The following is a 17946-nucleotide window of genomic DNA, read 5'->3' on the forward strand; positions in this document are numbered from 1 at the left end:
TTATAAACTCGCCGATATGAAACATATTTTAAATAAAAAGCATACCCCCACGCCTTTAAAGCTCATATATTATTGGCATATGCAACAGCATACAAATAGTTCGATATCTCGCCAAGAATAGGAGCTGCCTATGTCTAGCTCGATCCGCAATGTCGTCATCAGCCATAGGATGCAGAAAATTGGGCTTACCGTCGCGGTTTTGATCGCATCTATCGGGACGGTCTCGGCGCAAGATCATCAATCGCAATCTGCCTATCCGACTCAATATCAACGTCCTAGCGCAGCCGAAAGCCAAAACCTGGCTGTTTCGCGCTGGGACCGGGCGCGTTTCGATCATTCCGGAACGCGCGGTCGGGAAGGTCTGGGCGCCTCCCCCATGCATCCCGAAGGACCCGGCGACCCATCCTATTAAGTTAAGCCGTTGCCTGTCGCCTGCAGTAACCAAAGCATCTGTTTCGACAGCTACGAGACGACCTGCCGGTCGAACCGACAGTCCATAAATAAGCGACGGAGGCGGAAGCCGCCGTCGATCGTCTTCCACCAGCGACTCGGTCAGTTCAGCGAATCCCGGCAATCTCCAAACGTATGGAGAGCGCGATGATGAGCAAAGCGGCGGAAATCCTTCTCCTTGCAGTTTTCCTCGTGATGTCCGCGGCTAATGTCGGCATGGCGAGCGCTCTGCATGCTCCAAGCGTCAAAAATTGCTCAACACAAATGAGCCGCGCGCTCAGAATGAGGGGCTGGCACGCTTACCTCGGACCAATGCCCAGTCCGGCGCCACGCATCCCCGACTTTACTGTCCAATACGGCTATATCGCAAATCCCGAGATGGTCAGCGGGAGTCTCGGGGCCATGCTCCAGGGAAAGAATCCTGCGGCGGGAGCAATCCCATGATTGCGCAGCTGTCGTTTCAAGGCAACTGCTACCGCGCGCGCGGCCACGCTATGCTGACGACCGCGAAAGTCGCCACGCTAGTCGGCCTTATTATTCTGGCGCCAGCAGAGGCCGCCAGCGCTTGTCGCAGCAAATGTCCTGCGGCGCAGCCAGCGCACGCCTATCCGCAGTATGACCTTCCCCCGCACCTACGTCCTTGCTATTCGCTCGACGATTGCGATCGCAAAGCCTTCGACGAGTCGGGCACAAGAGGCAGAATGGGCTTAGGAGCAGATCCAGCCCATCCCGAAGGCCCCGGCAACCCTTCTTACTAGCCAACAAGTGATGCATAGGCCGCCTTGGTCCTGCGGACCTTCCGGCCTTCGACCTCACGACCGAGTCGGCTCATCCGACCAGCTTTGAACAAATGCTTAGCTCCATCGCGTTCATGGCGCTTGTCGATGCGTGTCCTCGCCTCAATTGCGAGACGCCACATACTCGCGACGGTATATAGGCGACTTTGCAGGCCTTACGTCCCTAAATACATAAATATAAATTTATTTTTCGTGACATAATCGACACTGCATCGTCAAACGTTGACCTGACAGCCCGCCGCCACTTGTCACAAGCCGTATCGTATTATTTATATCTTATCACTCGATGAGAGAAACACGTCCGCTGTGCGCCATGTTGTATGCAACACGTCGCGCATGACTCCGAATGCAAATCACAATCATCAGAAGACGCGCTAGTTCCGTCGCGCACGGAGCATAGCGGCGTGACGAAGATGCTTACTCTTTGAGGACGCCGTCGCTCGCACATCGCGTCGATCGGAAACCGGGCGTCAAGAGGATGGCGTCCAAACAACGCTGAACCTGACCGCCATGTATATCGCATATAGGAAAACAACCATCCGGCCGAGCGCAGGATTGCGCCGCTACATTGGAGGCTATCGTGACATCGCCATTTGAACGAGAGAGAGCCATGCCGCCTATAACTCGCCGTAACCCCAAATCGCTCACTCATTATTTGCCGTTGGGCCTCACGGCTAGTCTTTTGATGACCTGCTCGCCAGCAGCGCTACGCGCAGAACCCACCTTGGCGGAACTCGCTGCGGAACTCGCAGCGCTGAAGGCGGAGAATCGCGAGATGAAAGCTGAAATAAGCAACATGCGCGCCGATACGCGACGCACGCGAGAGCAGGTTCGCCAGGTCGCCGATCAGCCCAAACGCCAAACCGCCTCGGCGCCCGCTTATGTTCCGCCGCCGTCAGCGCCAGCAATCCCCGACGGAGCGACTCCAGCCTTTGTCACTGCAGATAAGAAGCTCGTGTTCGGCGGCGTCGTCCTCACGCCAGGCGGCTTTATGGCCGGCGAAAGCGTGTTTCGGTCTCGGACGACGAATTCGGACATCAATAGCGCATGGGCAAGCATTCCACTGGGCAATAATCCCATCTCGCACACAAACGAGTATAGGATGACCGGACGTCAGAGCCGCCTTTCGCTATTGGCCGAAGGCGTCATCACGCCGACAACCTTGGTGTCTGGCTATTCTGAATTTGACTTTCTGGGCGCCGGTACGCCGTCCAATGCAACAGACACAAACGGTTATGCTCCCCGTGTTCGTCAACTCTATGCAGCGCTCGATTGGAACGACTACGGTCTGCACATGATGGCCGGCCAAATGTGGTGATTAACGACGCTCAATAGCCATGGAATTACGCCGCGCAATGAGGTTCCTCCACCCACGATCGACGGCCAGTTCCTCCCCGGCTTTATTTTCGCGCGACAGGCCGGCGTCCGTCTCACAAAAGACTTCGACCGAAAATTGTGGATTTCGATCGCCGCCGAAGAGGCCGCGACGACATTCCCGGGGGGAGCGACCGCGGCGTGCCAGGGCACCGCGGCGACCCTTGGCGCAGGAGCCTCGCCAATCACCGTCCCCGTTTCATCGTATGTCAACGCCATATGCGCCGCGACCGGCAGCGGCGCGGGCTTCAGCCAATATGGTCAGCCCTATTCGTTAAACCACGCGCCAGACGTGATCGGCAAAGTCGCCTACGAGGCGGATTTGGGCGACCGCGATATCCATCTGGAGGCCATGGCTCTCTACAAGGATCTATACGACGCTTCCGCGGCAGCCGTCGGCGGCGTCTCGCTTCCAGGAAGCATATCCACGCATGACACTGCGGGATATGGCTTCGGCGGCGGCGTGATCGTGCCGATCATCCCAAAGATGCTCGACTTCCAGGGAAGCGCCATGGTGGGACGCGGAATCGGCCGGTACGGCGCAGGCCTTCTCCCCGATTCAACAATAAATTGGAACGGATCGTTGCGGCCGATCGGCGAAGTGATGGGAATGGGTGGTTTCACTTTGCATGCGACTCCAGCGTTCGATCTTTATTTGTTCGCCGGGATGGAGAAAGAGAATCCAGCCTATAGCATAGTCGGGTACACGTCCGCCGGGCCAATCTATTTTGGGTATGGGACCCCAAACGCATTGAATTCCGGCTGCGGTATCGTCAATGCGCCGTCGTCGACGTGCTCGGGTCAGACGCAAAGCCTTTGGCAGGTTACCGGCGGCTTGTGGGATAAGGTCTACAAAGGAGCGTTTGGCGAAGTGCGCGTCGGTCTGCAATACTCATTTACGCAGCGCGATGTGTTTACGACGCAGTACACGGGAGCACTCGTGTCAGGACTGGGGCAAACGCTCGCGCAGCAGCACGCCGTCTATTCTCCAAAAGCAAACGAAAGCACAATTATGACGAGCATCCGCTACTACCCCTTTCAGTAGCGATGCTCCTACGTAAGGCGCTGAAACTTGACCACGCTGGAAATTTATTAGCGTGGTCAATTTTCGTCAAAGGGCCGGCTGAAAGGAGAACTATGATTTCAAGAGCACGCAGTTCGAGCGACTTCCCGTCGAATGAATGAGCCATTTGGCTGGAAACCGGTCTAGAATGAAACCATACAACCGCATTGTTCGGGTAAAGCCGGCCGCTATGCAAGTGGCTTGACAATCTGGCTCGCCCATAGGCATGGCTAGCTCGACCTTAATGCATAGAGCGCCGACAAAACCCTCGCAGGCGAGGCGGGAAATGCGTGCAATTGACCATGATCGTCGCCATAGGCGCAATTGATCAACGGATAGACCAAAACTAACTCAATATTTAAATTGTGGGTCGGAACTTGCGCTCCGATGCAAAATTGTAATGAGGCGCAAGCCGAGAAGCTGCGACGTCGTGATTCGACATGGGAAATTTTACCATGAAAAAGGTCCTATCTCCCTCTTTGGCTCTTGCCGTTATGATATTCAGCTTTGTCCACTCTCCCGCGATCGCGGGGCCGAAGGATTACGCTAACATGTTCCAAACGCCCCCGGCGATGCCGGTAGCGCCGCCCGACAATTATCAAGGACCCGACGGCGGCTATGATAGCACGTCCGATTTCATACGGTCGCTCAATGGAACGCCTTGTGGGTTAGAATGCTCCCAGAGAGCTCAGCTTCGCTGGGGATTGTCTAGTTCCAACCGGTAGCGTTAAGGACGTCCTGCCCTACGCTTGCGATACATCAGGAAACCCGCGCCATTCAACCCCAATCCATCGCGCACCAAGACTAAACATGTTGGCGGCGGTCCACAAAAGCTCAATGGGATGAGCCGGCCTGGCCGCAGAGGACGCACAGCAAGCATCTGGCCGCCTCTGGTCGGCGACGATTTCGACCTCTTGAACAAATCGGCGGCGAACGCATCGATAACGCGGTCAAGTTCACGGCGAGTTGAGGCCCAGTCAAGCTCTTCGTGAAATTAAACGCAAATCGGGCAGTCTCTCGGAGCTCCGACGCCGAGCCGGCATCACAGTGATTGAACAGAGCGATCGAGAAATTCCGGCCTAGTACAGAGCGCGACCTTTGCGTAAACCGGTCGAACGCGATCGGCGATCTCGCCGGGGCCGCTTTTCGAGCCGAAAGCAATAATCCGGGCTCGCCTTTTAATATCTCACGTCGCCGAGCGCCCTTAATTTTGCACCCTTACGACAAAATCGGTCAATTCTGTCGTCAACGCTGCCGCATTGTCGTCGCACATAACCTCTGTATGACCTTGGTTAATAAGTAGGGCACAATAGTGTCGCGACGTCTGGCGAGCGTACGCCATTTACATAAAACTTTTTATAATATTCTCTGCGCGGCTTTTGCTGTATTCAACGATCTGGCGCGGTCGGCGATCACCGGCGCCCATGGGACATATATTACCTAGCGCCGCATCTCAGGGCGAACCACACGCATTTAAGGCCGTTGCTTATGCCGAACATTGTGGCGTTAGCGCTTCGACGCCCCTACACGTTCTTCGTTCTTGCGATCCTTATTCTAATTTTTGGATCGCTCTCCGCGATTCGCACGCCGACTGATATTTTTCCGAATATTGGCATACCGGTAATCAGCGTGATTTGGAGCTACAATGGACTGCCTCCAGACGACATGTCGGGCCGGATCGTCTATTTCTATGAGCGCGCCCTGACTGCGACGGTCAATGATATCGAACATATCGAATCCCAATCGCTGGCCGGCTACGGCATTGTGAAGATCTTCTTTCAACCCACCGTGAACATCAATGCGGCCCAGGCTCAGGTGACCGCCATATCGCAAACGGTTCTGAAAACGCTTCCGCCAGGCGTCACTCCGCCGCAAATCCTGAGCTACAACGCATCAAGCGTCCCAATTATCCAGCTGGCTCTTTCGAGCGACACGCTTTCCCAGACAAAGCTCAATGATCTGGCGAGCAATTTCATCCGGCCGAACCTCGCGACAGTCGCCGGCGCCGCGGTCCCGTCACCCTACGGCGGCATGATGCGGCAGGTTCAACTGGATCTCGATCAGCGCGCATTGCATTCCTATGGTCTATCGGCGCAGGACGTGGTCAACGCCCTTTCCGCGCAAAATCAGATCACGCCTGTGGGCACCGAGAAAATCGGCAAGTTTGAGTACACAATAAATTTAAACGATTCGCCAAAGCGCATTCGTGATTTCAATAATATGCCGATCAAAGTCGTCAATGGCGCCGTCGTTTACATGCGCGATGTCGGCTTTGTGCATGATGGAAGCCCGCCGCAAACAAACGTCGTCCAGTTGGACGGACGCAAAGGCGTGTTGATGACGGTGATGAAAGCCGGATCCGCATCGACTCTGGACGTTATCGAGGGCGTGAAGAAACGCTTGCCGACCATAGCGGCGACGCTTCCGCCGGGCGTGGATCTGAAACTTGTCGGCGATCAGTCCGACTTCGTCAATTCCTCGGTCGCCAGCGTCGTCCGCGAAGGCGTGATCGCGGCGGCGTTGACTGGCCTAATGATCCTCCTTTTTCTTGGAAGTTGGCGTTCGACGCTTATAACAACTGTATCGATTCCTCTTTCTGTGCTTGCTTCGCTAACCGTTCTTTCGACCTTGGGGCAGACAATCAACGTTATGACGCTCGGCGGCCTCGCGCTCGCCGTCGGCATCCTGGTCGACGAGGCGACAGTGACGATCGAAAACATCAACTGGCACCTTGAACATGGCAAGCCAGTGGAAACGGCGATTCTCCATGGCGCAGAACAAATCGTTGTGCCGGCCACTGTGTCGCTGCTTTGCATCTGCATCGCTTTCGTGCCGATGTTTGGACTTGGCGGCGTCGCCGGCTTTCTCTTTTGCCCGCTCGCCGAAGCCGTCGTCTTCGCGATGATCGCGTCCTACATCCTGTCCCGCACGCTTGTGCCAACAATGGCCAAATATCTCCTTCGTCCCCACGTTCACCATGCTCACGGGGCAGGTGAAGCGCCCGATGGGCCGCCGCAAATTGGAGGCTTCTTCTCGCGCTTCCAGACGGGCTTCGAGTCTTATTTCTCCAGAGTTCGCGACGCATATGTCGATCTTTTGGAGGCCGCGATCAATTGCCGTTGGCGGCTCGTTGGGGGATTCGTCGGCGTGACTGTTCTTTCGTTCAGCCTCGCGCCTTTTCTGGGCCAGACCTTCTTTCCGGATATAGACGGTCGCGCAATCAGAATTCATCTTCGCGGGCAGATCGGAACAAGAATTGAGGAGACGACGCGTCTAGCTAGTCAGGTCGAGCAAGAGATCCGCGCCATCATCTCCGCGAGCGAACTGACGAGCGTCGTCAATAACATCGGGATGCCTATCAGCGGGATCAATCTTTCCTATGGAAACTCCGGGACGATTGGCGTCGAGGACGCGGATATGTTGATCTCTCTGAAAGAGGGGCCGACGCCCACAAGCCATTATGTCGAAGTCCTACGGGGCAAATTGCCAAAGGATTTTCCGGGGACGACATTCTCATTTCTACCCGCGGATATCGTGAGCCAAATCCTGAATTTCGGGGCGCCGGCGCCCATCGACCTTCAGATCGCCGGGGTCGATCAAAACGCCGACCGAGCCTTCGCCAATAAATTGCTCGCCAAGATTCGCCATGTTCCCGGCATTGCAGACGCACGCATTCAGGAGGCATTCGGGGCGCCCGCCTTGAAAATCGACTTTAATCGCTCGCTTGCAGGCCTGGTGGGGCTCACCGAGCGCGACGCCGCTACAAGCATTCAAGACACGCTCGCAGGCAGCACCCAAACAACGCCGGCCTATTGGCTGAACCCGAAAAGCGGGGTGTCCTACCCGGTTTCGATCCAGACGCCGCAATATGACATGGACGCGCTCGACGCTTTGAAGAATATTCCCGTGGCCGCCGGTTCATCAACACAGCTTCTCGGCGGCGTCTCGACAATATCGCCCGAACCCGCCGATGCGATCGTGTCCCACTATAATATTCGGCCGACGATCAACATTTACGCGACGACGCAAAGACGAGATCTAGGCGCCGTCGCCGCCGATATTCAAATAATCATCGACGCGGCGCAGGCGGATCTGCCGAAGGGAGCGACCGCGGTGATTCGCGGGCAGGTGGTCACCATGACCAGCGCCTATCAGCAGCTCTATTTCGGCTTAGCTTTCGCCATTGTGCTGATCTACCTCCTGATCGTCGTCAACTTCCAATCCTGGTTCGACCCATTTATAATTGTAATAGCGCTGCCGACAGCTCTCGCGGGAATCGTGTGGATGCTGTTCTTGACGCATACAAATTTATCGGTGCCCGCGCTAACTGGGGCGATCATGTGCATGGGCGTCGCAACGGCGAACAGCATCCTCGTCATCAGTTTCGCCCGGGAACAGCTTGCCGATGGAAAAAATGCAAGGACCGCTGCGCTTGCAGCGGGGAGCACGCGCTTTCGGCCCGTGGTCATGACCGCTCTCGCCATGATCATCGGCATGGGGCCTATGGCTATCGAACAAGGGCAGAACGCGCCGCTTGGTCGGGCCGTTATCGGCGGCCTGATTTTCGCCACTTGCGCCACTTTGTTCTTGGTGCCGACATTATTCAGCATAGTGCATGGACGGAAGCGAAGCGAGGCCCATGACGCGGGCGCGCGGCTTTCTGATAGACCTTCCCAAGCCTGAAATGTGGAGATGATGACGTCCAAACCCAATCCAACCGCAACACGCCGGCGTGTCCTTCTCATCAGCTCCGTCATTGGGGTTGCGGCGCTGGGGCTTGCGATATCTGGCATCGTCGATCGCGCAAGGAGCAAACAGGAGCTTATCGCCCTGACCAATGAACAAGCGATTCCCACGGTCCGACTCGTGCAGCCGGCGCACGGACCGAGCGAACAGCAACTTGTTCTCCCCGGCGATGTAAGCGCCTTCAACACAGGAGCCATCTATGCGCGCGCGAGCGGCTATGTGACAGATTGGTTCCAAGATATTGGGACCCATGTAAAAAAGGGCCAAGTGCTCGCCACGATTGACTCTCCCGAGCTCGATCAACAACTCGCGCAGGCGCGCGCCGACCTAGCGAGCGCTCGGGCAAATGAAAAGCTCGCTCAGGTGACGTTGGAGCGGTGGAAAAGTCTTGCGGCGAAAAGCATCGTTTCACAACAGGCGAAGGACGAGAAGGACGGCGACGCCGTATCCAAAGCTGCCGCCGTCGCAGCGGCTGAGGCCAATGTCGCTCGTCTCGAAGCATTGACCTCGTTCAAAGCGCTCACGGCGCCTTTCGACGGGATTGTCACGGCGCGGTCCGTCGATATCGGCGATCTCGTCAGCGCGGGCGGCACAATCGGCAAAGCCTTGTTTCAAGTCTCGGACATCCACCGCGTCCGGATTTATGTCAACGTTCCGCAGGCCTATCTCCGCGAAATGAAACCCGGTCTACGGGCTGTGCTGGAACTGCCGGGGAGCGACGAAACATTCGAGGCGACTTTGACCTCTACGTCGAATTCAATCTCGGAGAATTCCCGTACGGGGCTGGTCGAACTACAGGCTGACAATCCCAACGGCAGGCTATGGCCCGGCGCATTTGCCGAGGTTCATTTTCACATTCCGTCCGATCCGAGCACGCTGCTCATACCCGCCACTGCTCTGGTCTTCAGCCCTGATGGCATGTCTGTGGCGACGGTCAGCGCGGACGGGAAAGTTATGTCGAAGAAAATACGCATTGGCCGCAATCTAGGCAATGACGTCGAGGTCATAGGCGGCCTGTCCGCGTCCGACCAAATCATCGACAGTCCGCAGGAATCGATCATCCCGGGCGACATCGTCAGGATTGCGGAGTCGAAGCGCGCGATCCCGGCAGCACAAGCTGTCAAGGAGGCTTCGGACAGCGTCGCCCGATCCGGCATTTGAACGGAAGTCAGCGTCGCTTTTCGTGATCGAAGCCTGCGAGGCTGTTAAGAAGTTGAGGGTCGATTAAGGGTCCGGTCGCCTCATATCGGCCGAGGCGCTGCGAGGGGTCGGCGGATGCGGGCCTCAGCAGCCGATTCCCTCCGGCTGCGATCCATCGCTAGCTCGGAAGCCGCGATGGCGCGTCGGCGACGGCCAAGGATCTTTCCTGCCTCGGCCTCCAAGGCCTGCCAGTCGCAGGTCTCGGCGACGATTAGGAGCCCAGCCGCCTTGCCTCCTCGGCGAGCCGGGCGAGGCTCTTCGATGGGGCGATGCGTTTCTCATGTGCGAGGATGCGGAGTTCCTCAACGGTCGTAAGCCCATAGCGGCCGATGACGACACGGCGCGACCGAGTCCAGAGGCTGCGAGAGACTGGATAACGAAGCTCAGCAGTCGGACCCAGGTTCCTGGACCGGTCGCGCGCCGCCTACCCCGCCCAAATTATGCGGTGCTCGGCTTTCTCGACGGCCAGTTGATTCCGCCGCCCGAAGCTCGTACCCCCTGACGCGCGAGCCTCCGCAGCATCGAAGAGAATTAAGACGAAAGAGCGAAACATGCCGCATACCGCACTCGAAACGATCGTCGACGCCGCCTTCGAGGATCGCATCAACGTCAATGCGCAGACCCAGGGCGACATCCGCAAGGCGGTCGACGCGACGCTTCATCTGCTCGACGCCGGCAAGCTTCGCGTCGCCGAGAAAATTCCGGGCGCCGAGGGGCCGGCCTCCTGGAAAGTCAATCAATGGCTCAAGAAGGCCGTCCTTTTGTCCTTTCGCCTGAACGACATGGCGCCGATCTCGGGCGGCCCGGGCGGCGCTTTCTGGTGGGACAAGGTGCCTTCCAAATTCGCCGGCTGGGGGGAAAAAGAGCATGCCGAGGCGGGCTTCCGCTCCGTTCCCAATTGCATCGTGCGCCGCTCGGCCTATATCGCGCCGGGCGTCGTGCTGATGCCCTCCTTCGTCAATCTCGGCGCTTATGTCGATACAGGCACCATGGTCGACACTTGGGCGACCGTCGGCTCCTGCGCCCAGATTGGCAAGAACGTCCACCTCTCGGGCGGCGTCGGCATCGGCGGGGTTCTGGAGCCGCTGCAGGCCAATCCGACCATTATCGAGGACGATTGCTTCATCGGCGCGCGCTCTGAGGTCGTCGAAGGCGTGATCGTCGGCCAGGGGGCGGTGATCGCGATGGGCACGTTCATCTCGGCCTCGACCAAGATCATCGACCGCGGGACCGGCAAGATCCATGTCGGCTATGTCCCGCCTTATTCCGTCGTGGTCTCGGGCAATTTGCCGGGCAAACCCCTGCCGGACGGCTCGCAAGGCCCCTCGCTTTATTGCGCGGTGATCGTGAAGACGGTCGACGCCCAGACGCGCTCCAAGACCGCGATCAACGAGCTTTTGAGGGATTGATGGCTCCGTTCCTGGCCGACGGCCACGCCCGCTTCCTGTTCCGCACCGATGACGGGCGCATCGACGCGAAGACCTGGCGGCGCGGCACGGGATTGCTTCTGGCTGTTCTAGCTGTCCTCACGGCGATCTGGATTCCGCTGGAGCCGCTGACCCACCGCGATCTCGCCTCTTCGCCCTTCTTTGCCTGGGCGACCATCGCCGCCTTCGTCTATCTCGTATTCTACGCCTTCGCCGTCCTCCTGATCGCGATTTGCCATTATAATTTGAGCGCCAAGCGCTGGCGCGACCGCGGCTGGCCCTCGGGCCTCGCGGGCCTCCTGCCTTTGTTCGCGCTCTTCAGCGGCGCCGTCCATTGGCTGCAACCGCGGGTCGCAGAGGACGTCCCCTATTTTTACGTGGCGGGCATAGATCTGCTGCTCGTCGGGATCATCCTCTGGAATATTTTGGAGCTCGGCGTTTTCGACGAGCGATCCTCATGATTTTCCGGCGCGAAGCAGGTCCCGCTTCGCGCGAATATGGCCTAAGACTGATTAAAAATCCTTGCGAGCTGGCGCGACCATGCCTCAACCATCCTGTCAGGAGACGCTGGCCGATCTCAGGGTCGAGATCGACCGGATCGACGCCGATCTGCATAAGCTCCTCATGGAGCGCGGCGAGATCATCCATCGCCTGATCGAAGCCAAGGCCCGGCAGGGCGGCGGCTCGGCCTTCCGGCCGGGGCGGGAAGCTGACATGATGCGCACGCTCGCCTCCCGGCACGAGGGGCTGCTCCCGCTCGACACGGTCGAAAGCATCTGGCGGATCATCATTTCGACCTTCACCTATGTTCAGGCGAATTACAGCGTTCACGCCGATATTTCCGCCGGCGACGCGGCGATGCGCGACTGCTGCCGGTTTCATTTCGGCTTCACCGTCCCCTATGTGGTCCATCAAGGCGCAAGCGCGGTGATCGACGCGGTCGCGAAATCGAACGGCGACCTCGGCCTGGCGCCGGTCAAGGGCGGCGCAGCCTCCGGCCCTTGGTGGCGCGGCCTTATCGGGCCGGGCGCGCCAAAGGTCATCGCGCGGCTTCCGTTCGTCGAGCGCCCGGACCACCCTGCCGGGACGCCGCTTTTCGTCATTGCTCAACCCCTGGCGGAAGCGGCGGCGCGCGATGTGGTCGTCTATTCCATCGCGCTCGAGCGCTGGCTCGACGAGGGGCCGACGCGCCTCGCCGCGCTTGGAGCGGAGATCCTCGACAGCGCCGCCGACGGATTTGGGCTGTCTTTGATGGTCGCGGCGAGCGGGGCGGTCGGACCCGAACAGCTGCGCGAGGCCTTGATCCAAGCCGGGGCGGTGGAGCCGAGGATCGCTGAGATCGGCAGCCATGCCGCGCGATTCGATTTTTCCTCGGCGCAGCGACCGGAAACGCAAGACGAGGCCGCCTGAGGCGCCGCTGATCCGCAGCCAAAAACAAACTCCCGAAATCAACGGGTTGAACGGAGGCGGCGCCGAGTCGAAAGCGAAAATGCCGATCAACTTTTTCGCCGATATGCTCTAAGCAATGTTGAAATTTTGGAGTTGTCTTTGGTGACGAGAACCGCCGTGACCGACATCGAGCCTATAACCCCGCGCCCGCGGGAGGGCGTTTTCCGCATCGACCCTTATGTTCCGGGCAAAAGCGCGGCGCCGGGTGTCCCCAGGATCTTCAAGCTCTCGTCGAACGAGACGCCGCTCGGCCCTTCGCCGCGCGCGCAAGAAGCCGTACGCGCCTATGCCGACCATCTCGACGCCTATCCCGACGGGGCCGCGAAAGCCTTGCGGACGGCCATCGGGGAGAGTTTTGATCTCGATCCGGCGCGGATCATCTGCGGGGCCGGATCGGACGAACTCATTCATCTCCTCGCCGCCGCCTATCTCGAGCCCGGCGACGAAGGCGTTTTCACCGAGCACGGCTTTCTGGTCTATAAAATCGCCATTCTCGCCGCCGGTGGAACGCCCGTGGTCGCGGCGGAGAAGAACCACACGGCGAATGTCGACGCGATCCTCGCAAAGGTCGGCCCGAAGACCAAAATGGTCTTCATCGCCAATCCGAACAATCCGACTGGGACCTATCTGCCGGTCGCCGAGATCGAGCGGCTGGCCGCGCGCCTGCCCGCCCATGTCATTCTCGTTCTCGACGCGGCTTATGCGGAATATGTGACCGCCCGAGATTATTCAGCCGGCGTCGAGCTCGTCGGCCCGAGCGAGAATGTGGTGATGACCCGCACATTCTCGAAGATCCACGGCCTCGCGGGCCTCCGCCTCGGCTGGTGTTACGCTCCGCTCGCGGTTGCGGATGCAATCAATCGCATCCGCCCGCCGTTCAACACCAATGGCGCGGCAATGGCCGCGGGGATCGCCTCGCTGCAGGACCAAGGCCATATCGACAAGGCGGTCGCCCACAACAAAAGCTGGCTCGATTGGCTTGCGGCGGAACTCGGCGCGCTTGGACTTGAGACAACGCCGAGCGTCGCCAATTTTCTGCTGCTGCATTTCAAGGATGCGCAGGAGGCGGCGGCCGCGGATCATTTTCTGACGAGTCGAGGCCTCATCTTGCGTGCGGTCGCCGCCTATGGCCTGCCGCATTGCCTGCGCCTCACCGTCGGCTCGGACGAGGCCAATCGCCTGGTCGTCGAGGCGCTGCGTGATTTCCTCAAGCCTACGAGCGCGGCGCGTGCCTGACCGCCTCGGAGCGCCGCTGAACGAGCCGCTCTTCGAACGGCTCGCGCTGATCGGCATTGGGCTCATCGGCTCGTCGCTCGCGCGGGTCGCCCGCAGCAAAGGGCTCGCCCGCACGATCGTCGCCGCGGACGCTTCGGGAGAGGTTCGCGCCAAGACCGCCGAACTCGCGATCGCGGACAAAGTCGCGGAGACGGCCGCAGCGGCGGTCGCGGGCGCCGATCTCGTCATCCTTTGCGCGCCTGTCGGCGCGATGGGAACGATCGCGCAGGAGATCGGCCCATATCTCGCGCCGGGGGCCATTCTGTCCGACGTCGGCTCGGTCAAGGCCTCGATCATATCGGCGGTCGCGCCGCATCTGCCGGCCGGGGTTCATTTCGTCCCGGCCCATCCGGTAGCGGGCACCGAATATTCGGGGCCGGAAGCCGGGTTCGCGACGCTTTTCCTCAATCGCTGGTGCATCCTCACGCCGCCGGACGGCGCGGATCCGAAAGCCGTGGAGCGGCTCTCAGCGTTTTGGCGCGCGGCCGGCGCCAATGTCGAGATCATGCAGCCGGCGCATCATGATCTGGTGCTCGCAATCACGAGCCATGTGCCGCATCTCATCGCCTATAACATTGTCGGGACCGCCGCCGATCTCGAGGAAGTGACGCGATCGGAGGTCATCAAATTCTCGGCCGGCGGATTTCGCGACTTCACCCGCATCGCGGCCTCCGACCCGATCATGTGGCGCGATATTTTCCTCAACAACAAGGAGGCCGTGCTCGAAATGCTCGGCCGCTTCACCGAGGATCTGACTGCGCTCCAGCGCATGATCCGGCGCGGCGACGGGCAAGGCCTGTCCGATCTCTTCACCCGGACGCGGGCGATCCGGCGCGGCATCATCGAGCAGGGCCAGGAAACCGCCGCGCCCGATTTTGGCCGGAGAGCCGGCGAGCGCTGATTTCGTTTTTGGAGGCAATCACCAGCCTTCGCAACGCCGCCGAACCCTGTTTGATCTAAAGCATCTCCTTGTCGCAATAAGTCGGCAAGATCTCGAACGCCGCAGCGACTTCGCGGCGCGACTTTGATTGCAGACCGAAAAGGCAGCTCGCATGAACGGCTCGACGCTTCTCGACCGGCTGAGTTTTCGCCATCCGAAGCCCGCGCTCCATCTCAAGACGCATGGCGCCAATATCATCCTCTCGGACGAGATCCTCGCGGTGAGCCGAGCGGAGGAAGCCGAGCTTTGGCCTCTGCTTCGGACCGCGCCCGAGGGGCTCGAGCCCTCCGAAGCGGCGACAAGGCTCGCCGCAGCCGGCCCCAATCTCGTGACCCGCGAAGGGCGGCCGAGCATCCTGCGGGAATTATGGGGACGGGCCAAGAATCCCTTGAACGCCCTGCTGCTGAGCCTCGCGGCGATTTCCTATTTTCTCGGCGACATGCGCGCGTCCGTCGTGATCGCGATCATGGTCGTCCTCGCCATCGCGACGGCCTTCGTCCAGGAACATCGCTCCAATGACGCCGCAGCCAAGCTTCGCGCCATGGTCAAGACCGCGGCCAGCGTCAAGCGCCGGGGCCTCGCCTTGGCCCAAGCCGACGATTCATCCAACGGCTTCGTTGACATTCCGATGGAGCAGCTCGTTCCGGGCGACATCGTGCGCCTTTCTGCCGGCGACATGATTCCCGCCGATCTGAGGCTCCTCAGCGCCAAGGATCTGTTCATCAATGAGTCGGCCCTCACCGGCGAGGCCATGCCCTCGGAAAAATCGCCGGGGCCAGCGGACGGCGCCATCACCGACCCCTTCGACCTTCCCAATATCTGCTTCATGGGCGGCAGCGTGGTCAGCGGATTTGGGACCGGCGCAATTGTCCATACAGGGGTGAAAACTTATTTCGGCCAGCTTGCAGATCAGATCGCCGGACGGCGCGAGCTGACGAGCTTCGACAAAGGCGTCAACCGCTTCACTTGGCTGATGATCCAGTTCATGGCCGTGATGGTTCCGGCGGTGTTCCTAATCAATGGCTTCACCAAGGGCGATTGGCTCGAAGCTCTATTGTTTGCCGTCGCCGTCGCGGTCGGCCTGACGCCGGAAATGCTGCCGATGATCGTCACCGTCAATCTCGCCAAAGGCGCGATGGCGATGGCGAAAAAACAGGTGATTGTGAAGCGACTCAACGCGATCCAAAATTTCGGCGCAATGAATGTCCTCTGCACCGACAAGACCGGCACGCTCACGCAAGATAAAATTATCTTGAAGCTCAATCTCGACATTCGCGGCGACGACAGCGAGCGCGTGCTGGAATACGCCTATCTGAACAGCCATTATCAATCCGGGTTGAAGAACCTGCTCGACCTCGCGGTCCTCGAGCATATCGAGCTCGGCAAGAACCTTCATTTGCATCATCGCTACGAGAATATCGACGAAATCCCCTTCGACTTCGTGCGCCGGCGGCTTTCCGTCATCCTATCCAGGGAAGACGGGACCCATGTGCTGATCTGCAAGGGCGCGGTGGAGGAAGTTTTCGCTGCCAGCAAATTTTACGAGATCGACAATGAAAGCGGAACCCTCGACGCCTCTCATCTCGCGAGCGTGCAGGATCAGACGCGCAAGCTCAACGAGGATGGTTTCCGCGTCGTCGCCATCGCCTACAAGGAGCTCACCGATCTCAAGCAGAAGGCCTATTCGGTCGAGGATGAACGCGACCTGACCCTGCTCGGCTTCATCGCCTTTCTCGATCCGCCGAAGGAGAGCGCCGGAGCGGCGATCGCCGCGCTCGAGCAATCTGGCGTCGCGGTCAAGATCCTGACCGGCGACAATGAAATCGTCACCCGCAAGATCTGCCACGAGGTCGGCCTCGCGGTCGATCGCATCGCGCTCGGGCCAGAGATCGAGAAGATGGACGACGCGGCATTGGCCGATCTCGCCTCTTCCGTCACCGTCTTCGCCAAGCTCTCGCCGACCCAGAAGGCGCGCGTGATCGGCGCGCTTCACGCCAGGGGCCATGTGGTCGGCTTCCTCGGCGACGGCATCAACGACAGTCCCGCGCTCAAATCCGCCGATGTCGGCATTTCAGTCGACACGGCGGTCGACATCGCCAAGGAATCCGCCGACATCATCCTGCTCGAGAAGAGCCTGATGGTGTTGCAGGAAGGCGTGATCGAGGGCCGCAAGGTCTTCGGCAACATCACGAAATACATCAAGATGGGCGCGAGCTCGAATTTCGGCAATATGTTCAGCGTGCTCGGCGCCAGCATCTTCCTGCCCTTCCTGCCGATGCTGCCGATCCAGGTGCTCACCAACAACCTGCTCTATGATTTCTCGCAGACCACTATCCCGACGGACAATGTCGACGAGGACTATCTCGAGGTCCCGCGCAAATGGGACATCGGCAATATTTTCAAATTCATGATCTTCATCGGGCCGATCAGCTCGATCTTCGATTACGCGACCTTTTTCACCATGCTTTATGTGTTCAACGCCTGGACCAATCCGACGCTCTTCCAGACCGGCTGGTTCGTCGAATCTATTCTGACCCAGACGCTCATCATTCACATCATCCGCACCGCGAAGATCCCATTTTTTCAAAGCCATGCAAGCCCGGCCCTGATCGCGACGACTGTCCTCATCTGCGCGATCAGCATCTCACTGCCCTATGTGCCGATCGTCGCGGACGCCCTGAAGTTCACGCCCTTGCCGCCGCTCTATTGGCCGATCGTCGCAAGCTTTCTCCTGAGCTATGCGGTGCTGACCCATCTCGTCAAAAGCTGGTTCGTTCGCCGCTGGGGCATGTGACCGTCGGACTCCTGCCCTTTGCGCCGGCGCGGTCGCTGCTCCGATCAAAAAATTCGCTTGGGCCAAAACCTCGTCTATAGTGGCGTTCCATCCGGGAGCCCCTTCGCGATGTTTTTTGTTCGCCCAAATTTCGGCGCCCTGCCTATTCTTGGCGCGCTAGCCCTTTGCGCGCTCTGCCTCAGCGGCTGCGGGCGGCGCGGGCCGCTCGAGCCTCCCCCGGGAGCGGCGGCCTCGAACGCGCCTTTGACCGGCACGCCGGACGCGGTCCAAGGGCCTAAAAATTCGCCCGACCCGTCGGCGCCGAACCCCGCCGTGGCCGCTGAAGCCCAAGCTGAGGGCAAGACAGAGCCTGCAAAGGCCCTTCCTCCACGCGCGACGGTCCCGCCGAAACCCTTCTTCCTCGATCCCCTGCTCTGACGCGCCGCCAACTC

The 17946-nt window shown here is 59.5% G+C and carries 12 protein-coding genes; all 12 read left to right on the forward strand.

Annotated features, from left to right (window positions below; all coding sequences use genetic code 11):
* Nucleotides 1–130: 130 nt before the first annotated feature.
* The 12 genes from METAC_RS0110865 to lptM all read left to right on the forward strand — a co-directional run bounded on the left by METAC_RS0110865 (nt 131) and on the right by lptM (nt 17932).
* A complete protein-coding gene (locus tag METAC_RS0110865; RefSeq protein WP_026607052.1) occupies nt 131–412 on the forward strand; it encodes a hypothetical protein in 282 nt (93 codons plus the stop codon).
* Between the two features lie 1445 nt (nt 413–1857).
* Entirely contained in the window at nt 1858–2565 is a 708-nt protein-coding gene (locus METAC_RS0110875) for a hypothetical protein (protein WP_156898185.1), read from the forward strand.
* A gap of 135 nt (nt 2566–2700) precedes the next feature.
* Complete coding sequence (locus METAC_RS0110880; RefSeq protein ID WP_026607055.1) at nt 2701–3666, forward strand: hypothetical protein; 966 nt, start codon at nt 2701–2703, stop codon at nt 3664–3666.
* A gap of 1506 nt (nt 3667–5172) precedes the next feature.
* Nucleotides 5173–8367, forward strand: coding sequence for an efflux RND transporter permease subunit (locus tag METAC_RS23245; protein ID WP_051335522.1), 3195 nt, complete (start codon nt 5173–5175; stop codon nt 8365–8367).
* A 9-nt stretch (nt 8368–8376) separates the two neighbouring features.
* A complete protein-coding gene (locus METAC_RS0110895) occupies nt 8377–9591 on the forward strand; it encodes an efflux RND transporter periplasmic adaptor subunit (protein ID WP_051335523.1) in 1215 nt (404 codons plus the stop codon).
* A gap of 590 nt (nt 9592–10181) precedes the next feature.
* Entirely contained in the window at nt 10182–11039 is an 858-nt protein-coding gene (gene dapD, locus METAC_RS0110905) for a 2,3,4,5-tetrahydropyridine-2,6-dicarboxylate N-succinyltransferase (RefSeq protein ID WP_026607057.1), read from the forward strand.
* A complete protein-coding gene (locus METAC_RS0110910) occupies nt 11039–11518 on the forward strand; it encodes a hypothetical protein (RefSeq protein ID WP_026607058.1) in 480 nt (159 codons plus the stop codon). Before dapD ends, METAC_RS0110910 begins: the two co-directional genes overlap by 1 nt.
* A 79-nt stretch (nt 11519–11597) precedes the next feature.
* On the forward strand, nt 11598–12467 hold the full coding sequence (locus METAC_RS0110915) for a chorismate mutase (protein ID WP_026607059.1): 870 nt from the start codon (nt 11598–11600) through the stop codon (nt 12465–12467).
* A 165-nt stretch (nt 12468–12632) separates the two neighbouring features.
* On the forward strand, nt 12633–13742 hold the full coding sequence (gene hisC, locus METAC_RS0110925) for a histidinol-phosphate transaminase (RefSeq protein ID WP_036256344.1): 1110 nt from the start codon (nt 12633–12635) through the stop codon (nt 13740–13742).
* The gene (locus METAC_RS0110930; protein WP_026607061.1) at nt 13735–14682 is read left to right on the forward strand and encodes a prephenate/arogenate dehydrogenase family protein; all 948 of its coding nucleotides are present in this window, start codon (nt 13735–13737) and stop codon (nt 14680–14682) included. The genes hisC and METAC_RS0110930 overlap by 8 nt, the downstream gene beginning before the upstream one ends.
* Before the next feature lie 151 nt (nt 14683–14833).
* Nucleotides 14834–17515: a magnesium-translocating P-type ATPase gene (gene mgtA / locus METAC_RS0110940; RefSeq protein WP_084143581.1), complete on the forward strand. Its 2682-nt coding sequence runs from the start codon at nt 14834–14836 to the stop codon at nt 17513–17515.
* 108 nt (nt 17516–17623) lie between these two features.
* Nucleotides 17624–17932: an LPS translocon maturation chaperone LptM gene (gene lptM / locus METAC_RS23250; protein WP_156898186.1), complete on the forward strand. Its 309-nt coding sequence runs from the start codon at nt 17624–17626 to the stop codon at nt 17930–17932.
* Nucleotides 17933–17946: the final 14 nt, after the last annotated feature.

The organism is Methylocapsa acidiphila B2, assembly GCF_000427445.1.
Classification (GTDB): Bacteria; Pseudomonadota; Alphaproteobacteria; order Rhizobiales; family Beijerinckiaceae; genus Methylocapsa; species Methylocapsa acidiphila.

Bases quoted from the DNA above. Each gene is read 5' to 3' on its own strand.
- METAC_RS0110865 (WP_026607052.1), top strand. From the start codon at position 131: ATGTCTAGCTCGATCCGCAATGTCGTCATCAGCCATAGGATGCAGAAA.
- METAC_RS0110875 (WP_156898185.1), top strand. From the start codon at position 1,858: ATGCCGCCTATAACTCGCCGTAACCCCAAATCGCTCACTCATTATTTG.
- METAC_RS23245 (WP_051335522.1), top strand. From the start codon at position 5,173: ATGCCGAACATTGTGGCGTTAGCGCTTCGACGCCCCTACACGTTCTTC.
- METAC_RS0110895 (WP_051335523.1), top strand. From the start codon at position 8,377: ATGATGACGTCCAAACCCAATCCAACCGCAACACGCCGGCGTGTCCTT.
- dapD (WP_026607057.1), top strand. From the start codon at position 10,182: ATGCCGCATACCGCACTCGAAACGATCGTCGACGCCGCCTTCGAGGAT.
- METAC_RS0110910 (WP_026607058.1), top strand. From the start codon at position 11,039: ATGGCTCCGTTCCTGGCCGACGGCCACGCCCGCTTCCTGTTCCGCACC.
- METAC_RS0110915 (WP_026607059.1), top strand. From the start codon at position 11,598: ATGCCTCAACCATCCTGTCAGGAGACGCTGGCCGATCTCAGGGTCGAG.
- mgtA (WP_084143581.1), top strand. From the start codon at position 14,834: ATGAACGGCTCGACGCTTCTCGACCGGCTGAGTTTTCGCCATCCGAAG.
- lptM (WP_156898186.1), top strand. From the start codon at position 17,624: ATGTTTTTTGTTCGCCCAAATTTCGGCGCCCTGCCTATTCTTGGCGCG.